Annotated in this window: 17 protein-coding genes; 12 read left to right on the plus strand and 5 right to left on the minus strand. The window is 66.7% G+C overall.

All coding sequences use genetic code 11. The features are described 5' to 3' along the window. The first annotated feature begins 122 nt into the window (after window positions 1–122). Both CVV68_RS13070 and CVV68_RS13075 read left to right on the plus strand, forming a co-directional pair. On the plus strand, window positions 123–1,121 hold the full coding sequence (locus tag CVV68_RS13070; protein ID WP_110501451.1) for a LacI family DNA-binding transcriptional regulator: 999 nt from the start codon (window positions 123–125) through the stop codon (window positions 1,119–1,121). 35 nt (window positions 1,122–1,156) lie between these two features. Beyond that, window positions 1,157–2,374: a Gfo/Idh/MocA family protein gene (locus CVV68_RS13075; RefSeq protein WP_245933521.1), complete on the plus strand. Its 1,218-nt coding sequence runs from the start codon at window positions 1,157–1,159 to the stop codon at window positions 2,372–2,374. Between the two features lie 287 nt (window positions 2,375–2,661). On the opposite strand, the gene CVV68_RS13080 is transcribed toward CVV68_RS13075, so the two are convergent. Both CVV68_RS13080 and CVV68_RS13085 read right to left on the minus strand, forming a co-directional pair. Beyond that, window positions 2,662–4,011, minus strand: coding sequence for a C1 family peptidase (locus CVV68_RS13080; RefSeq protein ID WP_110501453.1), 1,350 nt, complete (start codon window positions 4,009–4,011; stop codon window positions 2,662–2,664). Window positions 4,012–4,179: 168 nt separating this feature from the next. Next, the gene (locus tag CVV68_RS13085; protein ID WP_110501454.1) at window positions 4,180–5,169 is read right to left on the minus strand and encodes a LysR family transcriptional regulator; all 990 of its coding nucleotides are present in this window, start codon (window positions 5,167–5,169) and stop codon (window positions 4,180–4,182) included. 116 nt (window positions 5,170–5,285) lie between these two features. Between CVV68_RS13085 and tdh the strand changes: the two genes are divergently transcribed. The 3 genes from tdh (at window position 5,286) to CVV68_RS13100 (ending at window position 8,961) form a co-directional block, all read left to right on the plus strand. Continuing rightward, window positions 5,286–6,335 carry an L-threonine 3-dehydrogenase gene (gene tdh, locus CVV68_RS13090; RefSeq protein WP_110501455.1) on the plus strand — a complete coding sequence of 350 codons (1,050 nt, stop codon included), beginning with the start codon at window positions 5,286–5,288 and terminating at the stop codon, window positions 6,333–6,335. A 62-nt stretch (window positions 6,336–6,397) separates the two neighbouring features. Then, a complete protein-coding gene (locus tag CVV68_RS13095) occupies window positions 6,398–7,600 on the plus strand; it encodes a glycine C-acetyltransferase (protein ID WP_110501456.1) in 1,203 nt (400 codons plus the stop codon). 221 nt (window positions 7,601–7,821) lie between these two features. Then, window positions 7,822–8,961 (plus strand): NAD(P)/FAD-dependent oxidoreductase, encoded by a 1,140-nt coding sequence (locus CVV68_RS13100; protein ID WP_110501457.1) that lies wholly within the window; start codon window positions 7,822–7,824, stop codon window positions 8,959–8,961. An 87-nt stretch (window positions 8,962–9,048) separates the two neighbouring features. On the opposite strand, the gene CVV68_RS13105 is transcribed toward CVV68_RS13100, so the two are convergent. Further along, window positions 9,049–9,687, minus strand: coding sequence for a LysE family translocator (locus tag CVV68_RS13105; protein WP_110501458.1), 639 nt, complete (start codon window positions 9,685–9,687; stop codon window positions 9,049–9,051). A gap of 217 nt (window positions 9,688–9,904) precedes the next feature. Here CVV68_RS13105 and CVV68_RS23895 point away from each other — a divergent pair, with 217 nt between their 5' ends. Beyond that, window positions 9,905–10,099, plus strand: coding sequence for a hypothetical protein (locus CVV68_RS23895; RefSeq protein ID WP_146238887.1), 195 nt, complete (start codon window positions 9,905–9,907; stop codon window positions 10,097–10,099). Here the strand turns inward: CVV68_RS23895 and CVV68_RS13110 are convergent. Then, a complete protein-coding gene (locus CVV68_RS13110) occupies window positions 10,074–10,721 on the minus strand; it encodes a LysE family translocator (protein WP_110501459.1) in 648 nt (215 codons plus the stop codon). The genes CVV68_RS23895 and CVV68_RS13110 overlap by 26 nt on opposite strands. A 135-nt stretch (window positions 10,722–10,856) precedes the next feature. On the opposite strand from CVV68_RS13110, the gene hutI reads away from it, so the two are divergent. Then, complete coding sequence (gene hutI / locus CVV68_RS13115; RefSeq protein ID WP_110501460.1) at window positions 10,857–12,068, plus strand: imidazolonepropionase; 1,212 nt, start codon at window positions 10,857–10,859, stop codon at window positions 12,066–12,068. A 61-nt stretch (window positions 12,069–12,129) separates the two neighbouring features. Here hutI and CVV68_RS13120 read toward each other — a convergent pair whose 3' ends face one another. After that, on the minus strand, window positions 12,130–16,740 hold the full coding sequence (locus tag CVV68_RS13120; protein ID WP_211320833.1) for an endo-alpha-N-acetylgalactosaminidase family protein: 4,611 nt from the start codon (window positions 16,738–16,740) through the stop codon (window positions 12,130–12,132). A 361-nt stretch (window positions 16,741–17,101) separates the two neighbouring features. Between CVV68_RS13120 and CVV68_RS13125 the strand changes: the two genes are divergently transcribed. The 5 genes from CVV68_RS13125 (at window position 17,102) to CVV68_RS13145 (ending at window position 21,912) form a co-directional block, all read left to right on the plus strand. Continuing rightward, window positions 17,102–18,019 (plus strand): SIS domain-containing protein, encoded by a 918-nt coding sequence (locus CVV68_RS13125; protein ID WP_438502639.1) that lies wholly within the window; start codon window positions 17,102–17,104, stop codon window positions 18,017–18,019. 164 nt (window positions 18,020–18,183) lie between these two features. Continuing rightward, window positions 18,184–19,155: an ROK family protein gene (locus CVV68_RS13130; RefSeq protein WP_110501461.1), complete on the plus strand. Its 972-nt coding sequence runs from the start codon at window positions 18,184–18,186 to the stop codon at window positions 19,153–19,155. Further along, window positions 19,152–20,111, plus strand: a complete 960-nt coding sequence (locus CVV68_RS13135) for a 1-phosphofructokinase family hexose kinase (protein WP_110501462.1) — start codon at window positions 19,152–19,154, stop codon at window positions 20,109–20,111. The genes CVV68_RS13130 and CVV68_RS13135 overlap by 4 nt, the downstream gene beginning before the upstream one ends. 40 nt (window positions 20,112–20,151) lie before the next feature. Next, window positions 20,152–21,003, plus strand: a complete 852-nt coding sequence (locus CVV68_RS13140; protein WP_110501463.1) for a class II fructose-bisphosphate aldolase — start codon at window positions 20,152–20,154, stop codon at window positions 21,001–21,003. Between the two features lie 117 nt (window positions 21,004–21,120). Continuing rightward, a complete protein-coding gene (locus CVV68_RS13145; RefSeq protein ID WP_110501464.1) occupies window positions 21,121–21,912 on the plus strand; it encodes a DeoR/GlpR family DNA-binding transcription regulator in 792 nt (263 codons plus the stop codon).

The raw sequence follows: 21,912 nt of genomic DNA on the forward strand, positions 1-21,912 counted from the left end.
GGGTTGCCGACACGCCGACCGGGTGTGTCGGCAACCCGGGCATTCACGCCGGAATCTGACATAGCTTGGACAAAACAGGAGGAGCCGGAGCAAATGGCACCAGGAACCGAGGGAAGTGCGGCATGATCCGGCCTACCATCAAGACAGTGGCGGCGGAGGCGGGGGTCTCCACGGCAACCGTCTCCTACGTCCTGGCCGGGCGCACGAAGGGCCAGGGATCGGGGATTTCCGAGGCCACGGCCACGCGTGTGCACGCAGCCGCAAACGCCCTGGGCTACCGTCCCAACCAGGCAGCGCGGACCATCCGCACTGGCAAGTCGAATCTGATGATGCTCTCACTGACCATGCTGTCAGACCCGTGGTCGCTGTCCGTGAGCAAGGCCGTCGGGGCCGCCGTCGCCAGCGCCGGCATCACCCCGATGATCCTTGCCGACACGGACTGGCGAACGGCCATCAAGCGCCAGGGGGCCGACGTCATCTTCATTGACGCCGCCGACCGCGAAGGCGACGCCGAGCTCCTGACCGAACTGGCCCGCAGCAACCATCTGGTGGTCTTCAGTGAAACGCTGGAGCCCAACGGCTTCGACGTGATCCGTTCCGTGGCGGGGACAACAATGGCGCAGGCCATGGACCACCTGACGGCCACGCATTCAAAGGTGGCCTGCGTGGCCCCGGGCAACAGCCTGAGGTCCTCGACCACGATCCGGTACGGCGCCTATCTGGACGGGCTCAAGCGGGCGGGCATCGATTTCCGTCCCGACTACGTGGCGGCGTTTGAAGGTGACGAACTCAGTGCCTACCAGGCAGCTGTGGCCCTGCTGCAACAGCCAGACCCGCCCACGGCCATCTTCGCCACGTCCGACTACGCCGCCATTGCCGCTGTCCATGCCGCGCAAGGGCTTCGGCTGGCGGTGCCCGAGGATGTGGCCGTCATCGGCATCGGCAACACCCTGCAGGGCGAGATGATGGCGCCGTCGCTGAGCAGCGTGGGCCCCTCCGACTTCTTTACCCGGTTGGCCGACTTCCTGGTGGACCGTGCCAACGACCATGGGAAGCCTCACCGGGAACTGGAATTCCCCTGGCGGTTGTTCTTGCGCGATTCCGCGCCAGCCGTCAGTTGACATTGATGATTCAAGAACAAGAAAGAAGAGACGTTGTGACTGATTTGGTAGAGGCTGTCCCGGACCGGGAACGTTCCACGCGGGACTTGCGCGTCGGGATTGTCGGGTTCGGTCTGCGGGCCTCCCTGTGGAGGCACGTGCACAAGCCCGGGCAGGGCTCGGAGGTTGTCATGGTGTGTGACACCTCGGAGCGTGGCCGGGCCGATGCCGCGGCGAGAATTCCGACGGCAGCCGTCACCGGCGATCTGGACGAGCTGCTGGGTTCCGGGCTGGACGCCGTGCTGGTGCTGACCCCGGACAACCGCCATGCCGAGGTGGCCGTCCAGACGCTCAGGGCCGGCATTCCCACCTTCTGTGAGAAGCCCCTGGATGTGACGCTTGACGCCGCGGATGCCATCCTGGCGACGGCGTTCGAGACCGGGACCCGCCTGTATGTGGGGCACAACATGCGCCACATGCCGGTGGTGGTGCAGATGCGCGAGCTGATCCAGGCCGGCACCATCGGCGAGGTCAAGGCCGTCTGGTGCCGCCACTTCGTCGGCAACGGCGGGGACTATTACTTCAAGGACTGGCATGCCGAGCGAGCCAACACCACCAGCCTGCTGCTGCAAAAGGGCGCCCATGACATTGACGTGATCCACTGGCTGGCCAGTGGCTACACCAAGCGGGTCTCCGCCATTGGTGACCTTGCCGTCTACGGCGATATCACCAGCCGCCGGGACAACTCGGACCGGCGCATGGGCGACTGGTTCTCCCTGGAGAACTGGCCGCCGACGGAGCAGACTGACCTGAACCCCGTGATCGACGTCGAGGACATCTCCATGATGCAGATGGTGCTCGACAACGGGGCCCTGGCATCCTACCTGCAGTGCCATTTCACGCCCGACTACTGGCGCAACTACACCGTTATCGGCACCAGGGGCCGGATTGAAAACTTTGGTGACAACCCGGGGGACAAGATCCATGTGTGGACCAGCCGTTCGCAGGACGGCTTTGTGGAGCCGGACCAAAAAGTGGAGATCCGCGACGGCGACGGTGGCCACGGCGGCGCCGACCCGCTGCTGATTGCCGAATTCCTGCGCTTTGCCCGTGAGGGCGGCGCCACGGCGACCTCCCCGGTAGCGGCCCGCGCGTCCGTGGCGGCAGGCGTCCTGGCCGCACAGTCGCTGCGCACCGGCGGCGGCGCACTTGAAATCCCGGCCCTCCCGGCAGAACTCGTGGAGTACTTCGACAACGGCCAGCCGGCGCGCTAACCGACGCTGCCTCACATCCGGGGCACTTTCACCCGACGCTCCCTCGGGTAATTTTAGGTCTGCCCGGGTGCGGCAGCAGAAGGCACGGGGATTTGGTCCATTTCTGGGGCCACGCTTAAAGTACGACGGCGGGAGGTCACCCCATGCGGGGAAGACGGGCTCCCGCCGTCGTACCTTTGCAATGGCGCGATTAGACACCAAAGGTGACGGAGGGTTGGTCAGTAACCAACCAAAGGTGATGGAGCGTTGGGCGGATGCGAGCCGGCGCCGCTGTCGGCCAGGGCCGTCTACGCCAGGGCGCCCATGGGGTCCCAGGCCGGCAGCACTGTGGGTTCGGCTTCCAGGGCCCGGCGCAGTTCGGGGGAGAGGCGGGCCTTGTTGACCACGACCTCGAAGACGTACTCGTCGAACCAGTTGTCGGCCATGGTGTAGAAGCCCTGTTCGCCGTTTTCCTCGCCCCAGCTGTTCTCCACCCGCCAGCGCCGCGTTTCGCCGTCGAGCACGTCGACGCCTGTCAGGAGCATGGCGTGCGTCATGGCCGACTCGCCAAAGCGGACCCTGGTTTCCTTGTCCATGGACAGCTCGGCTCCATAAAGGCCCGCGTAGTCGTAGAGGCGGGCATCCCAGATGCCGTCCTTGCGGACCATCTGCGGCCCGACGTCGCAGCCGAACCAGACCGGTTCCCCGTCCACGATGGCCTCCTTGGCCAGGCGCTTGGCCAGGTTGATGTCCACGTTGAGGTAGAGCACCGGCGCGGCGCCGACCACATTGCCCAGGTGCTCGACCGTGAGCGTGCTGCCCTTCGGGTGCTCTGCCCTGGGGTCATCCACGAGGCAGACGTAGTCCTTGAGCGCGATGGTGGTGTATTTGGCCAGGAACTGCTGCGGGGTCAGGACTCCCTCACGGTGGAAGGCCTTTTTGTCATCGGTGTACTCCCACTCGAATTGCGTTGGTGGCGTGCCCAGGTGCACGGTGAGAATCCTGTGCACCTCCTTGATGATCCGTTCCCGGGCATGTTCCTCCCCGGCCGCGTCACCGGTCTCGCGAAGCAGGCGCAACTCCTGTGCGCCGCGGCGCAACAGGAGGCAGAGGACGGAATTCATCCGTCCGGTGTTGGAGGACGATTCGGTTTCGGGCATGGCCGACTTGGGCACGGCCCCGTACTTGGTAAAGATGTTCACGGCCATGTCCCACTGCCCGCCGTCGCCCATCACGGACTGCAGCAGGTAGGACACCAGGCGGTCGTCCTCGGTGCGTTCGGCAGTTTCCAGGATGGACTCAAGGAAATAGTTGGCCCGCTCCAGCTTGTCGAAGTACATGGCGTAGTTCTGGGAGAACTCGAACTCCTTGACGTCCAGCACCTCCTTGGCACCGGCACGCAGCAGGTTCAGCGCCGCGAAAAGCCAGCACCGGCCGGACTTCTTTTGGTTCGTGACCTTCCAATCGTCGATGCGGTTCGAGACGGTGCTGGACAGGGCGGTTGCAAGCTGGTGGTCGATGGCGATGTCGTCCACGCTGACGCGGGCGATGGCGTTTTGGGTGCGCTTGAGAACGGGGTCGGCGGCGAATGACTTGTGCAGCTCCGCAAGCTGCCCCGTGGTCAGGGCAGTGGCGGTCGCGTCTGTGATGGTGGTCATATATTCCGTTCTATCCCGATTCGCGGACAGCCGCAAACACAGACCGGAAAAGCCCGGCGCGGCCGTGGCTGGGCCCACGCCTGCAGGGTTCCCTGGACTGGGCCCACAGCCCCGAGGGCCCCGCTACGAGCTTGCGAGTGGTGGGAGGGGATAGGGAGCAGGTGGGGGTCAGCGGACCATGTCGGCCATGACCTGCGCCAGGGCCTCCGCCACCAGCATGACGGAGGCACGCTTGAGGTTTTCGGGGCGGACCAGCAGGTCGATCCGGCGGCGGGTGCTGATGCCGGTCAGCGGGCGCAGCGTCACCCCGGGGTTCAATGCCGGGCTGGCGGTGTACCGCGGGAGCAGGCCGATGACGTCGCCGGTGGAGACGAGCGCGGCGGCCGTGGAGTAGTCGTTGATGCGGTGCACCACGTTGACGGGGCGGCTGGCCACGGCGCCGATCGCGGTCAGCACGTCCGCGGGGGAGTAGCCGCTGCGGCTGGCCACCCAGGGGAAGTCCACGACGTCCTCCGGCGACAGGGCCGCCTTGCGCGCGAGCGGATGGTCCACCGCCAGGGCAATGTCCAGGGGCTCGTGGGCCAGCGGGATGACCCGCACCCGCGACTGCGGCCATGCGGGGCTGTGGTCCATGCGGTGGGCCAGCACCAGGTCATACCGGGCTGTCAGGGCCGGAAAATCGTGCTGCGCCACGTCCTCGTCGCTCAGCCTGACGCGCGGCACCCCGGCCGAAGCCGCACTTGACGCAGCGGCGAAGCCCGGCTCACCGGCGTCGTGCGCCAACGCCAGCGCGTCCGGGCCTCCCACGCGCAGCGAGGCAAGCCGGCGCACCAGCGGAGCAAAAAGGGCCTGGCCGGCGCTGTGGAAACCGCTGATGGAGACGGTGCCGTTCCGATCGTGCTGGTAGGCGCCGATGGCGGCCTTCGCGGTGGCCATGGCATTGATGACGTCCGCGCCGGCGTCGGCCAGCACCCGCCCGGCCTCGGTCAGGACCAGGTTCCGGCCGTCCTTGCGGGTGAGCGGGGTGTCCACCTGGCGCTGGAGCAGGGAGATTTGCTGGGAGACGGCCGACGGCGTGACCGACATGGTTTCCGCAACGGCCTTGACACTGCCCAGCTCGCCAAGTTCACGCAACATTTGCAGCTGATGAAGTTCCACACCGCCAGACTACCATTTAGCGTTTCCTTAATCGATGATGGAGTAAAATTCGATTGTGCTAAATGGTTTGGCGGGTTGTAATTGATCCAAGGAACAAGCCAACAGGAAAGCCTCCCATGAAAGCACTGTACAAGTCCGGCGCGCACCCGGGATTCGAACTCGTTGACCGCCCGGAACCGGATACCGGCACCCGGGACGTGAAGATCAAGGTCGCCGCCACCGGTCTGTGCGGCACCGATCTGCACATCCAGGCGTGGGACGCCTGGGCCGCCGAGACCATCAACGCCCCGCTGATCGCCGGGCACGAATTTTACGGCGAGGTGGTGGAGGTCGGCGCCGACGTCCACGACGTGAAAATTGGCGACAAGGTTTCCGGCGAGGGCCACGTGGTGTGCGGGATGTGCCGCAACTGCCGCGCCGGGCGCCGCCAGATGTGCATCAACACCGTCTCCGTGGGCGTGCAGCGCGACGGCGCGTTTGCCGAGTACGTGGTCATCCCCGAGTCCAATGTCTGGGTCCACCACGACCCCTCCATCACCCCGGAACTGGGCGCCATCTTCGACCCGCTGGGCAACGCCGTCCACACGGCACTTAGCTTTGGCCTGGTGGGGGAGGACGTGCTGATCACCGGCGCCGGGCCCATTGGCCTGATGGCCGCCGCCGTGGCCCGCCACGCCGGGGCCCGCAAGATCGCGGTTACGGATGTCTCCGCACCGCGGCTGGCCATGGCCGCGTCCATGGGCGCCGACCTCGCCGTCAACGTCGCAACCACCCGCCTGAAGGACGCGCAGCGCGAGCTGGGCATGCGCGAGGGCTTCGACGTCGGCCTGGAAATGTCCGGCCACCCCACGGCACTGCCGGAAATGATCGACAACATGAATCACGGCGGCCGCATCGCCATGCTGGGGCTGCCGAGCGAATCCATCGACATCAACTGGGGCAAGGTGGTCACCCACATGCTCACGCTCAAGGGCATCTACGGGCGCGAAATGTTCGAAACCTGGTACGCCATGTCCGCCATGCTCTCCTCCAATCCGGTGCTGTGCGCCGCCGTCGCCTCCGTGGTCACCGACCGCCTGCCCGCCACCGAATGGGAGCAGGCCTTTGAAATCGCCAAGTCCGGCCGGGGTGGCAAGGTGGTCCTTGACTGGACAGTTTTTTCCTAGCTTTTCCCCGCACGACGCCGGGACCCCGCCGTCCGCCGTTCCCTTCCACCAAGGAGCCTTCGATGTACACCTCCATGAAAGACCAGCTCACCGCCGAGCTCGGTGAGATCCGTTCCGCCGGCCTGTTCAAGACCGAACGCCAGATCACCTCCGCACAGTCCAGCCACGTGCAGGCCGGCCCGCTGGGCGGCGGCACCGCCCCCGTGCTGAACTTCTGCGCAAACAACTACCTGGGCCTGGCCGACCACCCGGAGATCATCGCGGCCGCCAAGACCGCCATGGACGAGCGCGGCTTCGGCATGGCCAGCGTGCGCTTCATCTGCGGCACCCAGGACCTGCACCTCGAGCTTGAGGCCGCAGTGTCCACGTTCCTGGGCACCGAGGACACCATCTTGTTCTCCTCCTGCTTTGACGCGAACGGCGGCGTGTTTGAATCGCTGTTCGGTGCGGACGACGCCATCATTTCCGACGCCCTGAACCACGCCTCCATCATTGACGGCATCCGTTTGTCCAAGGCCGCCCGCTTCCGCTACGCCAACCAGGACATGGCTGATCTGGAAGTGCAGCTGCAGGCCGCGGCGCAGCTAAACGACGGCGCCGGGGCCCGCCGCACCATCGTGGTCACCGACGGGGTGTTCTCCATGGACGGCTTCCTCGCGCCGCTGGGAGCCATCTGCGACCTCGCCGACAAGTACGGTGCACTCGTCATGGTGGACGATTCCCACGCCGTCGGCTTCATGGGCGCCACCGGAGCAGGCACCCCGGAACACGCCGGCGTTTCGGACCGCGTGGACATTTACACGGGCACCTTCGGCAAGGCCCTGGGCGGTGCATCCGGCGGCTACGTTGCCGGCCGGGGCGAGATCGTGGCCATGCTGCGCCAAAAGGCCCGCCCCTACCTGTTCTCCAACTCGCTGGCCCCGGCCATCGTGGCCGCCACGCTGAAGGCACTGGAACTGGTGGCCGGCTCGGCCGAGCTGCGCACCCGGCTCTTCGACAACGCGGCCCTGTTCCGCCGCCGCATGTCCGAGGAGGGCTTCGAGCTGCTCCCCGGCGAGCACGCTATTGTGCCCGTCATGTTCGGCGACGCCGTGGAGGCCGCCCGCATGGCCGATTCCATGTTGGACCACGGCGTCTACGTCACCGCGTTCAGCTTCCCCGTGGTGCCGCGCGGCGCCGCCCGCATCCGGGTCCAGCTTTCCGCCGCCCACAGTGCGGACGACGTCGAAGCGTGCGTAGCCGCGTTTGTCGCGGCCCGCGGGTAGCCCCGACGCTGCCTCAGGTTCGGGGCATTTCCACCCGACGCTGCTGAGGTGCGCACAGCCGGCCGTGGATCAAGGATCGAGTACGCAGAAGATGGATCAATAAACGCCATTTTGATTCTTTTCGGTCCATCTTCTGCGTTCTCGATCCGGCTAGGGGGTGCAAAGGACAGGCCCACAGCATTTTTGCGGCGGACGCTCCCGCAGTGTGCCACGATTGCGGTATGGATTGTGACGTACTGATAGTTGGCGGCGGAATAGCAGGGCTCTCACTGGCATGGCGGCTGGCGCCGAACCGGGCGGTGGTGCTGGTGGAGGCGGAAGCGTCCCTGGCCTTCCACACGTCCTCGCGGTCGGCCCGGCAAATGCAGCCCAGTTACGGGCCCGGGGCAATCCAGGAATTGACCCATCGCAGCATTGCCATGGTGGAGCGCATCTCGGCGCGGCTGCCTTCCCCCATCCTCATGCCGCGGCCGCTGCTGACACTCGGCACGGCTGAAGAGGTGGCGCAGCTGGTGGCGGAGAACGCGAACCTGGTGCCGCTGAACCACACCGAAACCATGGAGCGCAGCCCGGACCTTCGCCCGGAAAAGTTTGAGGCCTCGGCCCTGGACGGCACAGCCATGGAGGTGGACGTCCCGGCACTGCTGGAGTTTTACCGCAGCCAGGCCGTCGGCGCGGGGGCCATGGTGCTGACCGGCTCGCCCGTCTCAGCCGTGGAGGTTGTTGGCGCGGAACCGCCCGCAGCTGGCAACGGCGCGGAACCCTCCCCGAACCCGGCCGGGCGCTTCCGGGTCACCGCCGGCCGGCACTCCATCACCGCCACCACCGTGGTGGACGCCGCCGGCGCCTGGGCCGATTCCGTGGCCGGAACGTTTGGCGCCCGCCCCCGCGGCCTCGCACCGCACCGGCGCAGCGTGGCCATCGTGTCCACGGAAAAGCCGGTAAATCCCAGCGGACCCATGGTGGAGCCCGCCAACGAATCGTTTTACTACCGCCCGGACGGCACCCACCTGCTGATTTCACCGTGCGAATCCGTCCCCGCGGAACCCGGCGACGCGCAGGTGGTGGAGGCCGACATCACCGAACTCATCCAGCGCATTGACGCGGTCACGGACTTGGGGATCACCGGCGTCGTGCGGTCCTGGACCGGCTTGCGCACCCAGCCTGCGGATGGGTTGCCCGTGGTGGGCTTCGACGACGGCGTGCCCAACTTCTTCTGGCTCGCGGGGCAGGGCGGTTACGGCGTCCAGACCTCCGCGGCATTGGCCACCCTGGCGGCCGGGCTCATCGCGGGGAATCTGCCGGACGGGGACGCGGGGCTGGCCGCGACGTTGAGCCCGCAGCGAGCGGGGCTCGCCTAGCCGGATTGCCCTGCGGCGGTGTCAGGACGAGCGCTGCGCATGACACTGTTGTGCACCGGCGCCGGTGCGGGCGAAGCGGTGAAAAAGTCAGTTGACGGCGCCGGAGGCCAGTACGCCGAAGCCCAGGACGGTGATGATGCCGCTGCTGGCGCGCTCCACGGTGGCGTTGACCTTGGGCCGGCGCAACCACTTCATGGCCTTGAAGGCAATCACGGCCACACTGGCCAGGTAGCAGAAGGCGATGACGGCCTCGATGGATCCGAGGATCATGGCCGTGCCCAGGGTGTTGCCGCCGTGTGGGATGAACTGGGGCACCACGGCCAGGTAAAACAAGCCGACCTTGGGGTTCAGCAGCGTGGAAACGGCGCCTGCGCCGAACCCGGCCCAGCGGCTGTAGGGGAGCGGCGCGTCAGCACCGTCAGCCATGCCCTCCTTTGCCGCCTTGCGCGCCTTCAGGAAAGAAGACACGCCCAGGTACACGAGGTAGATTCCGCCGGCGATCTTCACCCAGCGGAACACTTCCGCCGACTGCTCCAGGATTGCGGCCAGGCCCACGCCCACCAATCCGGCCCACACAATGGCGGCCGACGCCGATCCCGCCGCCGCAGCCACGCCGGCGCTGGCCCGGTTCAAGGCAATGCGCAGCACCAGGAATGTGTCGGGCCCGGGCGTGAGCGACAGCAACAGGCACAAGCCGGCGAAGGCCAGGAGCGAAAGCAGGGTCATTCCGTCAATTGTCCGGCAACCGGGCCTCCGCGTGCAATGGGCGCCGAACCGGCACACTGTTGCCGCGCATGCCGGGGCCGGCTGCCCGTAACTTATGCGCGGGGCCGGCTGCCCGCCGTCGCGCATGCCGGAAGCCGCCCGTAACTTATGCGCAAGGCCAGCCCCCTCCGCCTGCGCATCTTGCTCGCTGGCGCAGCCCCAGAGGCCGGCGTTGCGCATGGCGGAAGTTGCCGAGCTTTATGCGCCAAGCTGGCCCGCGGCCTTGCGCATGGCAAAAGTTGCCGAGCTTTATGCGCCAAGCTGGGCTCCGGCGTTGCGCATGGCGGAAGTTGCCGTGAGTTATGCCCAGGCCGAGCGGCTGAAGGCGCGCATGCTGAAATCCTGCGTCAGCTCGTGGCGCCGGAGGCCATGACGCCGACGCCCAGTACGGCCAGGATGCCGCTGCTGGCCCGCTCAATGATCGTGTTGACCTTGGGCCTGCGCAGCCACTGCATGGCCTTGTAGGCCACAAAGGCAATGACCGCCAGATAGAGGAAGCCGATGACAGCCAGTGTCAGCCCCAGGATCATGGCCATGGTCATGGTCCTGGTGGGGCTGCCGCCGTGCGGGATGAACTGGGGCACCACGGCCAGATAAAACAAGCCGACCTTGGGGTTGAGCAGTGTCGAGAGAAGTCCGGAACCGTAGGCTGCACGTTTGCTGTAGCGCAGCGGTTGCTGGCCCTCAACGGCCGCGCCCTCCCTGGCCGCCCTGCGCGCCTTCAGGAAGGATGAGATGCCCAGGTAAAGGAGGTAGACGCCGCCGGCAATCTTGACCCAGCGGAACACCTCGGCCGACTGCTCCAAAACCGCAGCCAGGCCGATTCCCACAAGCGCAGCCCACAGGAGCGCTCCGGTGCCGGAGCCCGCCGCCGCGGCAATGCCGGCGCGGGCGCGGGACATGGAAATCCGCAGCACCAAAAACGTGTCGGGCCCCGGGATGAGGGCAAGCATCAGGCACAGTCCGGCAAAGCCAATCAGGGAAACGAAGGTCATAAAACCAATTGTCCGGCACAACGCCCGCAGCGAAAGACGAAAGGGGCCGGGAGGAAGCAACTGGCTGTCTGCCATCCCAGACGAATCCGCCGCGGTCCCACCCAGGCCGGCGGTCCGGCGTCGTACGCTGGGGGCATGAGCGAACTGATCACCAACATCGGGGAATTGATGACCCAGGACCGCGGGCACGGCACGCGGCGCAATGCGGCAGTGGTGCTGGAGGGGGAGCGGATCGCCTGGATTGGCGACGCCGTCCACGCCCCCGCCGCCGACACCGTCACCGATGCCCAGGGCAGGGCGGTGCTGCCGGGCTGGGTGGATTCGCACTCGCACCTCATTTTTGCTGGCGACAGGACGGCCGAATTTGAGGCCCGCATGGCCGGGGAAAGCTACAGCGCCGGCGGCATCGCGGTGTCCGTGAATGCCACCCGCGCCGCGGGGGACTACGAGCTCACCCGCCTGGCGCTGGGGCGTGTCGCGGAGGCGGTCTCGCAGGGCACCACGTACCTGGAGACCAAGACCGGCTACGGCCTGGACGTGGAGCATGAGGCCCGCAGCGCCCGCATTGCCGCCGGCGTGGCCGACGAGGTTACGTACCTCGGCGCGCACCTGGTGCCCGCCGGCTCTGACCCCGATGAGTACACGGAGATGGTCTGTGGCACGATGCTGGAGGCGGTGCGCCCCTATGTGAAGTGGGCCGACGTGTTTTGCGAGACGGGCGCGTTCACCCCTGAGCAGTCGCGCCGCGTGCTCACGGCCTGCCGCGACGCCGGGCTGGGGCTGCGTGTGCACGGCAACCAGCTGGGCCCGGGCGCCGGGGTGGAGCTCGCCGTGGAGTTCGGTGCGGCCAGCGTGGACCACGTGAACTTCCTGACGGACAGCGACGTGGATCTCCTCGCGCGGTCGTGGTCAGGCTGGGATGCCGGGCGGGGCACGGGGGAGCGGGGCACCGTGGCCACGGTGCTGCCGGCGTGTGATTTGTCCACCCGGCAGCCGCTGGCGCCCGCCCGAAAGTTGCTGGACGCCGGCGTACAGCTGGCTATTGCGTCCAATTGCAACCCGGGCACCTCGTACACGTCGTCGGTGGCGTTTTGCGTCACCACCGCCGTACTGCAGATGCAGCTCTCGGTGCACGAGGCCGTGCGGGCCGCCACCTGGGGTGGGGCGCTGGCGCTGTACCGGGAAAGCGGCGTCGATGAGGACGGGCGGCGGGCGGTGGGCTCCATCGCCGTCGGGCACCGTGCCGACCTGCACATGCTCAAGGCGCCCTCGGCCACGCATCTGGCCTACCGGCCCGGCATTCCGCTGACCCATGCGGTGTGGCGGGCCGGTGTCCGGGCCGTTTAAGACGCCACAACGCAACTGACCCGCAGCCGGCAGGCGGCTGCGGGTCAGTTGCGTTCTCAGGCTACGGCGTGCAGGCCGAGTCCGCCGGGCGCGCTGCCGGGTCAAAGCCGGCCAGCGCGGTCCCGCCGGTTCCGAACACCCGCATCTCCGCGGCCGCGGCGAACTGCAACCCGTTGATGGCGCTGTCCGCCTGGAACTTCACGAACTTGGCCGCAACCGGGGCGAAGCTGATGTTCTGCATCGCCGTCGCATCGGCCAGGTTGCCCGTGGCCACCTGGTTCCAGGTGGTGCCGTCCATGGAGGTGAAGACCGTGTAGCCCTTCACCTTGCCGTTCTGGCCACCGGACTGCCGGCCCTGGTAGCCGAAGCCGCTGACCGAGTACTCACCATTGAGGTTCAACTGCACCCAGTGCGGGTAGTTGGTGACCGTCGGGTCGTACTGGGTGTGCCAGATGCTGCCCAAGTCACCGTCCAGGACGTTGGCCACAGGCCCTTCACCGGGACCGGAATCCAGGTTTTGCGAGTCCGCCGTTGCCGTCATGGACGACGTCGGCACCATGGCCTGGGTGGCGACGGCCAGGTTTGAATCCGAATCCACGGTCTTGGTGGTGCAGTTGTTGAAGTACGTCGCGGACGGGTGGATCACCGCGGCGGTCCCGGAAGCCGAAGCCTGCGTGGTGATGAGCCATGTCGTGGTAGCCGTGGCGCCCGGCTTCACGGTGCCCGCCAGGTTGCCGTCCTTCGCGGCAACCTGGGCGGACCAGCCGGCGGGCATGGTGCCCAGCGACATCGCCACGTTGGTGGCGTCCGTGGCCTCGTTGTTGGTGAACGTGGTGACGTAGCTGTTCGTGGTGCCCGGGTTCAGATCCGCATTGGCGGGCCCTGCCACTGCGGCGCAGGAGGCTCCGCCGGTGACGGCGCCAAGATCGGTCACGGTGAAGTCATCGATCACGAAGTCCGCGCCGTTGGCCGCACCGGTCTTGCGCAAGCCCACCCAGTTGTCGCCGCAGCCGGCCGTGAACGTCCGTGAGTAGTTCGCGGTGTCCAACGCCGGTGCCATGGTTTCATCCTTGATGTCCTTCGAGGTGACGGTGCCGCCGGCTGTTCCTCCCGAAAGAGTGTCGGATCCGGTCACCCACTGCCACTGCCCGGCAACGTTCGTCTGGTACTTGAACGAGACCTTGTATGAGTGGCCCGCCGTGAACGGGACCGTCGCCGGCACCGTCCGGTACACCAGGCCGGTGTTTTCCTCGTGCGACTTGAGCGAATTGTTCCCGTTCAGCACGTCGTCCACGGCCTGGCCGTTGAGCGTGCCTGCGTTGTACGGGCTGGCCGTGTTCTTCCATGCCTTCTGCGAGTACGGGGCGTGGAGGTCGCTGATGCTGGTGCGGGGGTCGGTGGATCCGCCGGCGTCGCCCTTCACAAACGGGCCCCAGCCGGGCTGGTTGCCCTCGAAGTTGGCACTGGCCACCAGCTTCCCGGGGCTGTTCGCCGGAACTGCCACCGGCGTCGTCGTGTCTTCCATGATGCGCACGTCATCCAGTGTCACCGCCGCGGCGCCCGCTACGGCGCTGATGGACACGTCGACCTTCTGGTTGACCGGGGCGGTGAACTGCACCGAGGCCCGCTGCGAGTATGTGCCCTGCTTGGCGTCGGCGGCCACCTGGTTCTTGGCCGGGGTGATGTCGAAGGTGTTGGCCGCCTTCACATCCTTGCCGGTGACGCCGAGGGTGACGGCGCGGCGGCTGCCGGCAGCGATCTCGACGTTGGCGCTGAGCGTGTACTTCTTGCCCTTGACCAGTTTCTTCACATTCTGGGAGATGGACGACGCCGTGTTCCCCAGCACTGCGACATTGTCCCCTGTTGCCGTGCGCGAGATCGTGGCGCCGCCCTTCGCGTTCCAGTCCTTGAGGGTGCCGGCGTTGAAGCCGGGGTCCACCAGCATGGAGCCGTCACCATAGTTGGCGCTCTTGTTCACGGGCTGGTTGCCATTGGGCGCCAGCACGTAGGGGACGCCCTTGTCGCCGGTCAGTGTGACCTGGCCGTTGGCGGCCTTGACGTCCGTGACCTTCACCCGGCCCTGGTCGGTGAGCTTGTACAGGGTGAAGTTGCGCTTGTTGGCGAACTGGCTGGTCAGCGTGAACGTCGTGGTGCCTCCGGCTGCCGAGTAGAAGTACATCTTGTCGGCGTCGGTGGGGGAGGTGGTCTTGGAGTTGTTCTTCGCGTCCTGCCACGGCAGCAGGTAGGCGCCGCCGTCCAGGACCACGGCGTTGCCCATGCTGATCTGGCGCTGGCCGTCCACCATCTTGATGGACACTCCGCCGGTCAGTGTTGCCGACTTGCCAAAGTCCCAGTTGGTCACGTCAAAGTGCTGGATGAACTTGGTGGGCAGGTTGTTGACCCAGATGTTGTTGTAGAACGCGTTGAAGTCGTCCTGGCCGGTCCAGCCCTCGAAGTCCTTGAGCTGGGCGCCGCCCAGCAGCGGGTCGGTGTTCCAGACGTCGCGCTGGGAGTTGGAGATGAAGCGGACGATGTTGGAGTTGATGCCCTTGTTCGTGGCGCCTCCGTAGTTCTTGTCATTGGCCCAGTGCGACCAGATCGAGTTGCCCTCGAACTTATACGCCCATTCGCTGGCCACCTCGAAGCCCATCTTGCGCAGCCGGGTGGCGAGCTGGTCGGCCAGCCATCCGCTGGAGTAGTAGGCGTCGATGTAGACGGTCTTGATGCCGGGGGCTTCCTTGCGGAGCTGGGCGAAGCGGTCCAGGATGGCGCCGGTGCCCAGGTCCTTGCGCTGGTCGATGTGGTAGGACTGGTTCAGCCAGTCCCAGCCGTTGACTTGGCCGGAGATCATGCCGTCGCTGAAGCTCTTGGCCTGCGGGTAGGCCTCGGTGACGTTGACGTGGACGGCGACGTCCGCGTTGAATTTTGCGCCGTCCTTGGTCAGCGTGTTCAAGTCCGCCAGGCCGCCGGCGCGGGTGTTGTAGTCTCCGCCGTAATCGGGGTGGCCGGAGTCGTGTCCTTCATTGGCGTATCCCTTTTCCAGGACCCACTGGCCGAGGTCGTCCGTGGATTGGGAGATCCGCTTGACGTTGTCGAGGGTCTTCAGGAACGGGTTGGTGGCCTGGGAGGCGAAGTTGAACGGGATGTGCTGGACCACGCGCTCGGGCACGCGGTCGGCGCCGAGCGGTTGCGTCATGGCGGAGCGGAACGCCGTGGCGCCGTCCTCCCAGGTGACCTTTCCGTCGGCATTGGCGTCGGCGGAGAGGACCACGGTGGTCTTGGGCAGGGTGTAGAACTGCACGCGGGGATCCGTGGCCCCGGCGGCCGCGTAGGTGTAGTTGCCCACGGACAATTCGGCGCGCTTGGCCCCGTTGCCGGCGTCGACAATTCTGGACTGGAGCCGGGTGTTCCAGTTGTTGTTGTTATCCTGGGCGGAGTCGTCCGTGGCGTTCGTCATGAGTCCGGCGGAGAGCTGGGAGTTGCTGACAAAGCCGTAGGGGGTGCCGACGTCGGCCGCATCAACCTTGCTGCTGCCGGTGACGGAGACGAACTGGTCCGCCGTGGTGGTGGAGTCGGTGGAGATTTTGGTCCGGGCCAGCTGGGCCGCGGGGTCGCTGGAGTCCACGGACACGAGGGACTGATTCGGAATGGCCAGCTGGTCAAGGGTGGCGGCGGCGCTGCCGGAAATCTTCGTGACCGCGAACTCCACCGTGTTTTTGGCGGTGGCCGTCAACGAGGATTCGATGGTGAGGTTCGGGAAGTCCGCGAACGTGGACGTGTAGCGGGCCGAATCCCGGGCCGCCTTCACGGTGGTGGTGGCCGCGTGGTTCTTGCCGTTGAGTGTGAAGGTTGAGAGCTTGTCCGCCTGGCCGGCGAGCGTCTTGCCGCCGAGCGCGTAGGAGATGACCTGCGGGAACTCCTTGCCGACGCTCACGGTCAGGCCCTTGCCGCTGCTGATGGTGACCGGCGTTGCCGGATCCGCCGGGGGCGCCGGCGGAACGGGAACCGGGGTGGTGTCGCCGGTGGCACGCACGCGCAATTCGGAGGCTGAGACGTTGTTGCTGCCGTTGAGGGTGCTGTCGGCCTCAAACTTCACGTAGCGGCCCTTGACCGGGCTGTCGAAGAGGATGGTCTGAACCTGCGTGTTCGACGTCGGCTGGGCCAGGCTCCCCGATGCCACGGGTGCGCCCCAGTCGCCGGCCGGGTCGCTTGCCACGGTGCGGTTGTCCGTGACGAAGACCTTGTAGTTCTTGACGGGACCGTTGGCCTGGTTCTTGACGGAGTAGTCCAGCCCGGTCAGGGTGAAGGAGCCGCCCACGTCCCAGGAGACCCAGTGCGGCAGGGGATCGGCCACGCCGACGCCGTCCACCACCTTGTAGGCGACGGTCCACTGTGAGGTGTAGTCGTTGTCGAACGCGCCGGCGGCCGTGCCGTCAAGTGCGGGAGGCGCCGGGTAGGCCGGCGACTGGGAGTCGGCCCCAATCAGCGTGTACTGGGACGGGGTGATCGGGGTCCCGGAGGTGTCCGGCGCCGCCTGTGCGGCGGCTCCAATGCCGGTGCTGAGGGTGGCGGTGAGTGCGACCGTGGCCGCGAAGGCCATGGTGCGCCTGAGCGTCAGGCGCAGGTGCGGCGGCGCAGACGTGGCCGTGGGGCAGCTGGGGGAGGGGTTCACGAGAGTTTCCTATGCGAGAGTCGAATGCGGTGCCCCGCGCGGAATGGGTCTCCCGCACCGGGCCTCACGGGGGCGGGTGGGGCCGGCTTGGTCCGCCACCGCCTTCGGGGGCGCCATCCACTGCGTTTGTTATGGATAACAAGTAGAAATACTGCACCATCGTGATGTGGATTACAAGACCTGCGTCGGAAAACGGTGGGAAAAGCTGCCACGCCCCTATGGAGAACTCAGACTTAACTTGATTTTTGTATGCAAGTTTCAGTCATAAACAATCAGTTTGTGCTAGGCTGGGTCCATATGTAAGGACCTTTGCGGCACCTCCCGTGCCGTCCGGGCCTGCACCACAAGGAGAACGCAGAACATGACTGAAATTGCCGACACCGGACTTGGCCACTTCATGGATGCCGAGCTGACCAGCCAGCCCGAGGTATGGGCCCGTGCCATCGCCCAGGCCAAGGCTGAGCGCCTGCTGCCGGCCGACGGGCTTCGCGTGGCCGTGATCGGCTGCGGCACCTCCTGGTTCATGGCGCAGAGCTACGCCGCCGCCCGTGAAACCGCGGGCAAGGGCGTCACCGACGCCTTCGCCGCCTCGGAGGCCTTCCTGGGCGGGGACCGCGGATACGACGCCGTCATTGCCATCACCCGTTCGGGCACCACCACGGAGGTGCTGGAGATCCTGACGGAAATCAAGGGCACCGTCCCGACCGTTGCCCTGGTGGGTGACGTGTCCTCGCCGATCGTCACGCTGGCCGACGCCGTCGTCGAACTTCCCTACGCGGACGAGAAGTCCGTGGTGCAGACCCGCTTCGCCACGACGGCCCTGGCCTACCTGCTGACCAGCATTGGCGTGGACCTTTCGGCCGCCGTCGAAGATGCCAAGACAGCTGTCACCGCGCCCGTGGAGCAGGAACTCATCGACGCAGAGCAGTTCACCTTCCTCGGAACCAATTGGACTGTGGGCCTGGCACACGAAGCGGGCCTGAAGATGCGCGAGGCCGTGCAGGGCTGGACCGAGTCCTACCCTGCGAAGGAATATCGCCACGGACCCATCTCCATCGCCGCCCCGAACCGCGTCACCTGGATGTTCGGCGAGCAGCCCGAGGGTCTGGATGCGGACATGGAAAAGACCGGTGCGCTCTACATCAACCGTGACGTGCACCCGCTGGCCGAGCTGGCCCGCGTGCACCGCGTCACCCTGGAACGTGCCCGCGCCCGCGGCATGAACCCGGACCTGCCCCGCAACCTGACCCGTTCCGTCATCCTGGCCGGCCAGGCCTAGTCGCCCCGGCCGGCCCCGCGGCCAGGCCTGACCCACGGCAGCCTGCGCCCATTGGCTAAAATGTCAGGCATCACACAAGCTGTTGGTGGGGGGCCGGTGACATGTCAGGGCACGCGCCTCGCCGGCCAGTCAGTGGGCGCCACCTTCGCGAAAGTTGTTGATTCATGAATACCTCGACAATTGGTCCCGGCACGCCACCGGGACCTGCCACGCCACTTGGCGCCGTGCTGGCCTTCGATATTGGCGGCACGGACATGAAGGTGGGGATCGTCCTCGGCGAGCCCACCTCCGGCGTCCAACAGCTGACTGACTTGCAGCGCCATCCCACGCCGCTCGACGGCGAACGCTCGGGGGATACCGTGTGCGCGCGGGTTGTGGAACTGACCGGCAGCTACCGGGCAGCACACCCGGAACTGGACATAGGCGCCGTCGGCGTGACGGTGCCCGGGATCGTGGACGAGGTGAACGGGGTCGGAATCTACTCGGCCAACCTCGGCTGGCGCGACTATCCCTTTAAGTCCACGCTGACGGCAGCCTTGGGACTGCCCGTCGCCTTCGGCCATGACGTTTCCATGGCAGGCGAGGCGGAGTTCCGGATCGGCGCGGCCGTCGGCAAAGCCAATGTGCTGGTCCTGGTGATTGGCACGGGCATTGCCGGAGCGGTGCTGTGTGACGGCAAGCGCGTTGTCGGTGACGGATACGCCGGGGAGATCGGCCACGCCATGGTCCCCGCACCCGAGGGAGGCCTGGCCATCTTGGAATCGCTCGGCTCCGCCGGTGCCATCGCGCGCCGCTACGCCTCAGCAACTGGCGCGGACGTTGACGGTGCCCGCGCGGTCCTGGCCCTCGCCGGGTCCGGTGACTCCGCGGCGGCCCGGGTGTGGAGTGACGCCGTCAACGCCTTGGCGTTCAGCGTGGCCCAGTGCGTGTCCATCCTTGGCACGGAGACAGTGGTTCTGGGCGGCGGGCTGTCCATGGCCGGACCAGCATTGTTCGAACCCTTGGCCGCCCGCGTCGATGAGCTGCTGACATTCCACCGCCGCCCGAACTTTGTTCACGCAGTCCTGGGCGAAAACGCCGGGCTGATTGGCTCCGCCCTGAAGGCACGCTCACTGCTGGCCGGAGGGGCACAATGAGCGCCGGAAATTTGGTCCTGACCGTCACGCCCAATCCCGCAGTGGATGTGACTTATACGGTCGACGGCGTGGAGCTGGGAACCTCCCACCGCGTCCCCACGCCGCTCTACCGGGCTGGCGGCAAGGGCCTGAACGTCTCCCGCGTGGCCCACCAGCTGGGTTTTCCCACCCTGGCCCTTGCGACGGCGGGCGGGGCCTCGGGCCGCCAGCTCGCCGAAGATCTCGCAGCCTCGGGCATCGCGCACTGTTTGGTCCCCGTGGCTGCCGCCACCCGGCGCACCATAACGCTGGTGGACACGGTCTCCGGGCAGACAAGCATCTTCAATGAAGCCGGGCCCGCGCTCAGTACCGCGGAATGGCAGGCTCTGACTGCCGCCGTCGTCGACTGCCTGGAAACGGGGCCCGCAGGGGAGCCGTCGCGCCCAGGCGTCGTGGTGGGGTCCGGTTCCCTGCCGGATGGGGCTCCTGCCGACTTTTACCCCCGGCTGGTGGCGTTGGCGCACGAGGCCGGTGTCCCGGCCGTCATCGACACCTCCGGTACCGGAATCCTGGCTGCGGCCAAGGCGGGCGCGGACCTGCTCAAGCCCAACAACCACGAGCTCATGGAAGCAGTGGGGGAGACGGACCTGGTTGCCGCCGCGCGCAAACTCATGGCATTGGGGGCGCGGCGCGTGCTGGTCAGCGTGGGCGAGGAGGGCATGCTGGCCTTTGAAGCGGGCCGGCCCGGCTACCTCCAAGCGAAGCTGCCCGCGCCGCTGGCAGGAAACCCGACGGGCGCGGGGGACGCGGCGGTGAGTGCCGCCGCCGTCGCACTCGCCAATGGGACCACCGGGTTGCTGGAGATCCTGCGCTTGGCCACGTCCTGGAGCGCCGCGGCCGTGCTTATGCCGGGGGCCGGGGAAATTTCCGGGAGCCACGCAGTCCTGGCCGAACAGCTTCTTATTTCAAACCACTAGCCCCAGCCATTCGGTTGCGGACCACAGAAGGATTCGATTCATGGCATTGACCTACACTGGCACCATCATGGAACTGGCAGCGAAAGCAGGAACAGGCCAGGGCGCTTTCAACGTCATCCACCTTGAGACGCTGGAGGGTCTGATCGGCGGCGCCGAAGCAGCCGGACTGCCGGTGATCTTGCAGATTTCAGAGAATTGCGCCAAATTCCATGGCGGCCTGGAGCCGGTGGCCGTGGCATCGCTGGCTGCCGCACGCAAGGCGTCTGTACCGGTGGCCGTGCATCTTGACCATGCTGAGGACGAGAACTTGGCATACCAGGCAGTTGATCTGGGCTTTGGCTCCATCATGTACGACGGCGCCCACTTCGACTATGACAAGAACGTGGAAGTGACGGCCCGGGTGGCCGCCTACGCCCATGAACGCGGTGTCTACGTCGAGGCGGAGCTGGGCAGGGTGGGCGGCAAGGACGGCGCGCATGCCCCCGGCGTGCTGACCGATCCGGCCGAGGCCGCCGCGTTCGTGGCCGCCACCGGCGTGGATGCACTGGCCGTGGCCGTGGGCTCCTCCCATGCCATGACAGAACGCTCCGCGGCGCTCAATCTTGCCCGCATCGCCGAGCTCAAAGCCGCACTGGATGTGCCGCTGGTGCTGCACGGCTCCTCCGGCGTGTCCGATGCGAACATTGTGGCAGCCATCGCCGCCGGCATGACAAAGATCAACGTCTCCACTCACCTCAACGGCTTCTTCACGCGTGCCGTCCGCGAGTTCCTGGAGGCCAATCCTGCCGTCGTGGATTCGCGCAGGTACCTGGGCGCCGGGCGCGCCGCGCTGGTTCCCGAGGTTGCCCGGCTGCTAGCTTTGTTTACAGGTGCAGGGGCAGCATCACAATAGTCCCTGTCCGGTAGTCCTGTCCGGCCGCGGCCGGTGTTACGGGTGCCGGTGCCGTCAGCGCCGGTGGACCTTGTGCCGGCGCCATTTTCGCAATTTCATTCACGTGGGGGAGTTTCCATGAACCGGACCGAACGGCTGGGCGCCATCCTTGACCTCCTTGCTGCCGACGGACAGGTGGAGGTGGAAGGGATCGTGGAAAGACTCGGAGTGTCCCCGGCGACTGCACGGCGCGACCTGGACTCGCTGGCCAACGAACGCCTGCTGACCCGAACGCGCGGAGGGGCAACCTCCGGCTCCGTCTCCTATGACCTCCCCGGCCGTTACAACCGGGACGACCACGCCCGGCAAAAGCACCAGATTGCGCTGGCCGCCAGTGCGCTGATTCCCAAGGGCGCCGTGATCGGCCTCTGCGGCGGCACCACCAGCACCGCCCTGGCGCAGGTCCTCTCCACGCGCGAGGACCTGATGGTGCAGTCCAACCGGCCCACGCTGACCGTGGTCACCAATGCCATCAACATCGCCGCCCAGCTGGCCATCCGGCCCAACTTGAAGATCATGGTCACCGGCGGCATCGTGAATCCGCGGTCCTATGAACTGGTGGGTCCGTATGCGGATTCCATCCTGCAAAAGGTGGCCCTGGACTTCGCCTTCATCGGCGTCAACGGCATTGAGCCCGGCGCCGGGCCCACCATCAACGACGAGGGCGAGGCCTCCGTGAACTCCCGGATGGCACGCCGCGCCTCGGAGGCCTACCTGCTGGCCGACTCCTCCAAAATCGGCAAGCGCGCCTTCGCCACCATGGATGACCACCGCTTCGACAGGCTCATCACTGACGGCGGCATCACGGCCGAGCAGCTGGCCGCCTTCGGCGACGCCGGCACGGAAGTCATCGTCGCCCCCGATATCTAG

The sequence above is a fragment of the Arthrobacter livingstonensis genome, assembly GCF_003219815.1.
In the GTDB taxonomy this organism is placed as follows: domain Bacteria; phylum Actinomycetota; class Actinomycetes; order Actinomycetales; family Micrococcaceae; genus Specibacter; species Specibacter livingstonensis.

Coding starts and splice junctions, on each gene's coding strand:
- CVV68_RS13070 (WP_110501451.1), top strand. CDS start 123: ATGATCCGGCCTACCATCAAGACAGTGGCGGCGGAGGCGGGGGTCTCC.
- CVV68_RS13080 (WP_110501453.1), bottom strand. CDS start 4,011: ATGACCACCATCACAGACGCGACCGCCACTGCCCTGACCACGGGGCAG.
- tdh (WP_110501455.1), top strand. CDS start 5,286: ATGAAAGCACTGTACAAGTCCGGCGCGCACCCGGGATTCGAACTCGTT.
- CVV68_RS13095 (WP_110501456.1), top strand. CDS start 6,398: ATGTACACCTCCATGAAAGACCAGCTCACCGCCGAGCTCGGTGAGATC.
- CVV68_RS13100 (WP_110501457.1), top strand. CDS start 7,822: ATGGATTGTGACGTACTGATAGTTGGCGGCGGAATAGCAGGGCTCTCA.
- CVV68_RS13105 (WP_110501458.1), bottom strand. CDS start 9,687: ATGACCCTGCTTTCGCTCCTGGCCTTCGCCGGCTTGTGCCTGTTGCTG.
- CVV68_RS23895 (WP_146238887.1), top strand. CDS start 9,905: ATGGCGGAAGTTGCCGAGCTTTATGCGCCAAGCTGGCCCGCGGCCTTG.
- CVV68_RS13110 (WP_110501459.1), bottom strand. CDS start 10,721: ATGACCTTCGTTTCCCTGATTGGCTTTGCCGGACTGTGCCTGATGCTT.
- hutI (WP_110501460.1), top strand. CDS start 10,857: ATGAGCGAACTGATCACCAACATCGGGGAATTGATGACCCAGGACCGC.
- CVV68_RS13125 (WP_438502639.1), top strand. CDS start 17,102: ATGACTGAAATTGCCGACACCGGACTTGGCCACTTCATGGATGCCGAG.
- CVV68_RS13130 (WP_110501461.1), top strand. CDS start 18,184: ATGAATACCTCGACAATTGGTCCCGGCACGCCACCGGGACCTGCCACG.
- CVV68_RS13135 (WP_110501462.1), top strand. CDS start 19,152: ATGAGCGCCGGAAATTTGGTCCTGACCGTCACGCCCAATCCCGCAGTG.
- CVV68_RS13140 (WP_110501463.1), top strand. CDS start 20,152: ATGGCATTGACCTACACTGGCACCATCATGGAACTGGCAGCGAAAGCA.
- CVV68_RS13145 (WP_110501464.1), top strand. CDS start 21,121: ATGAACCGGACCGAACGGCTGGGCGCCATCCTTGACCTCCTTGCTGCC.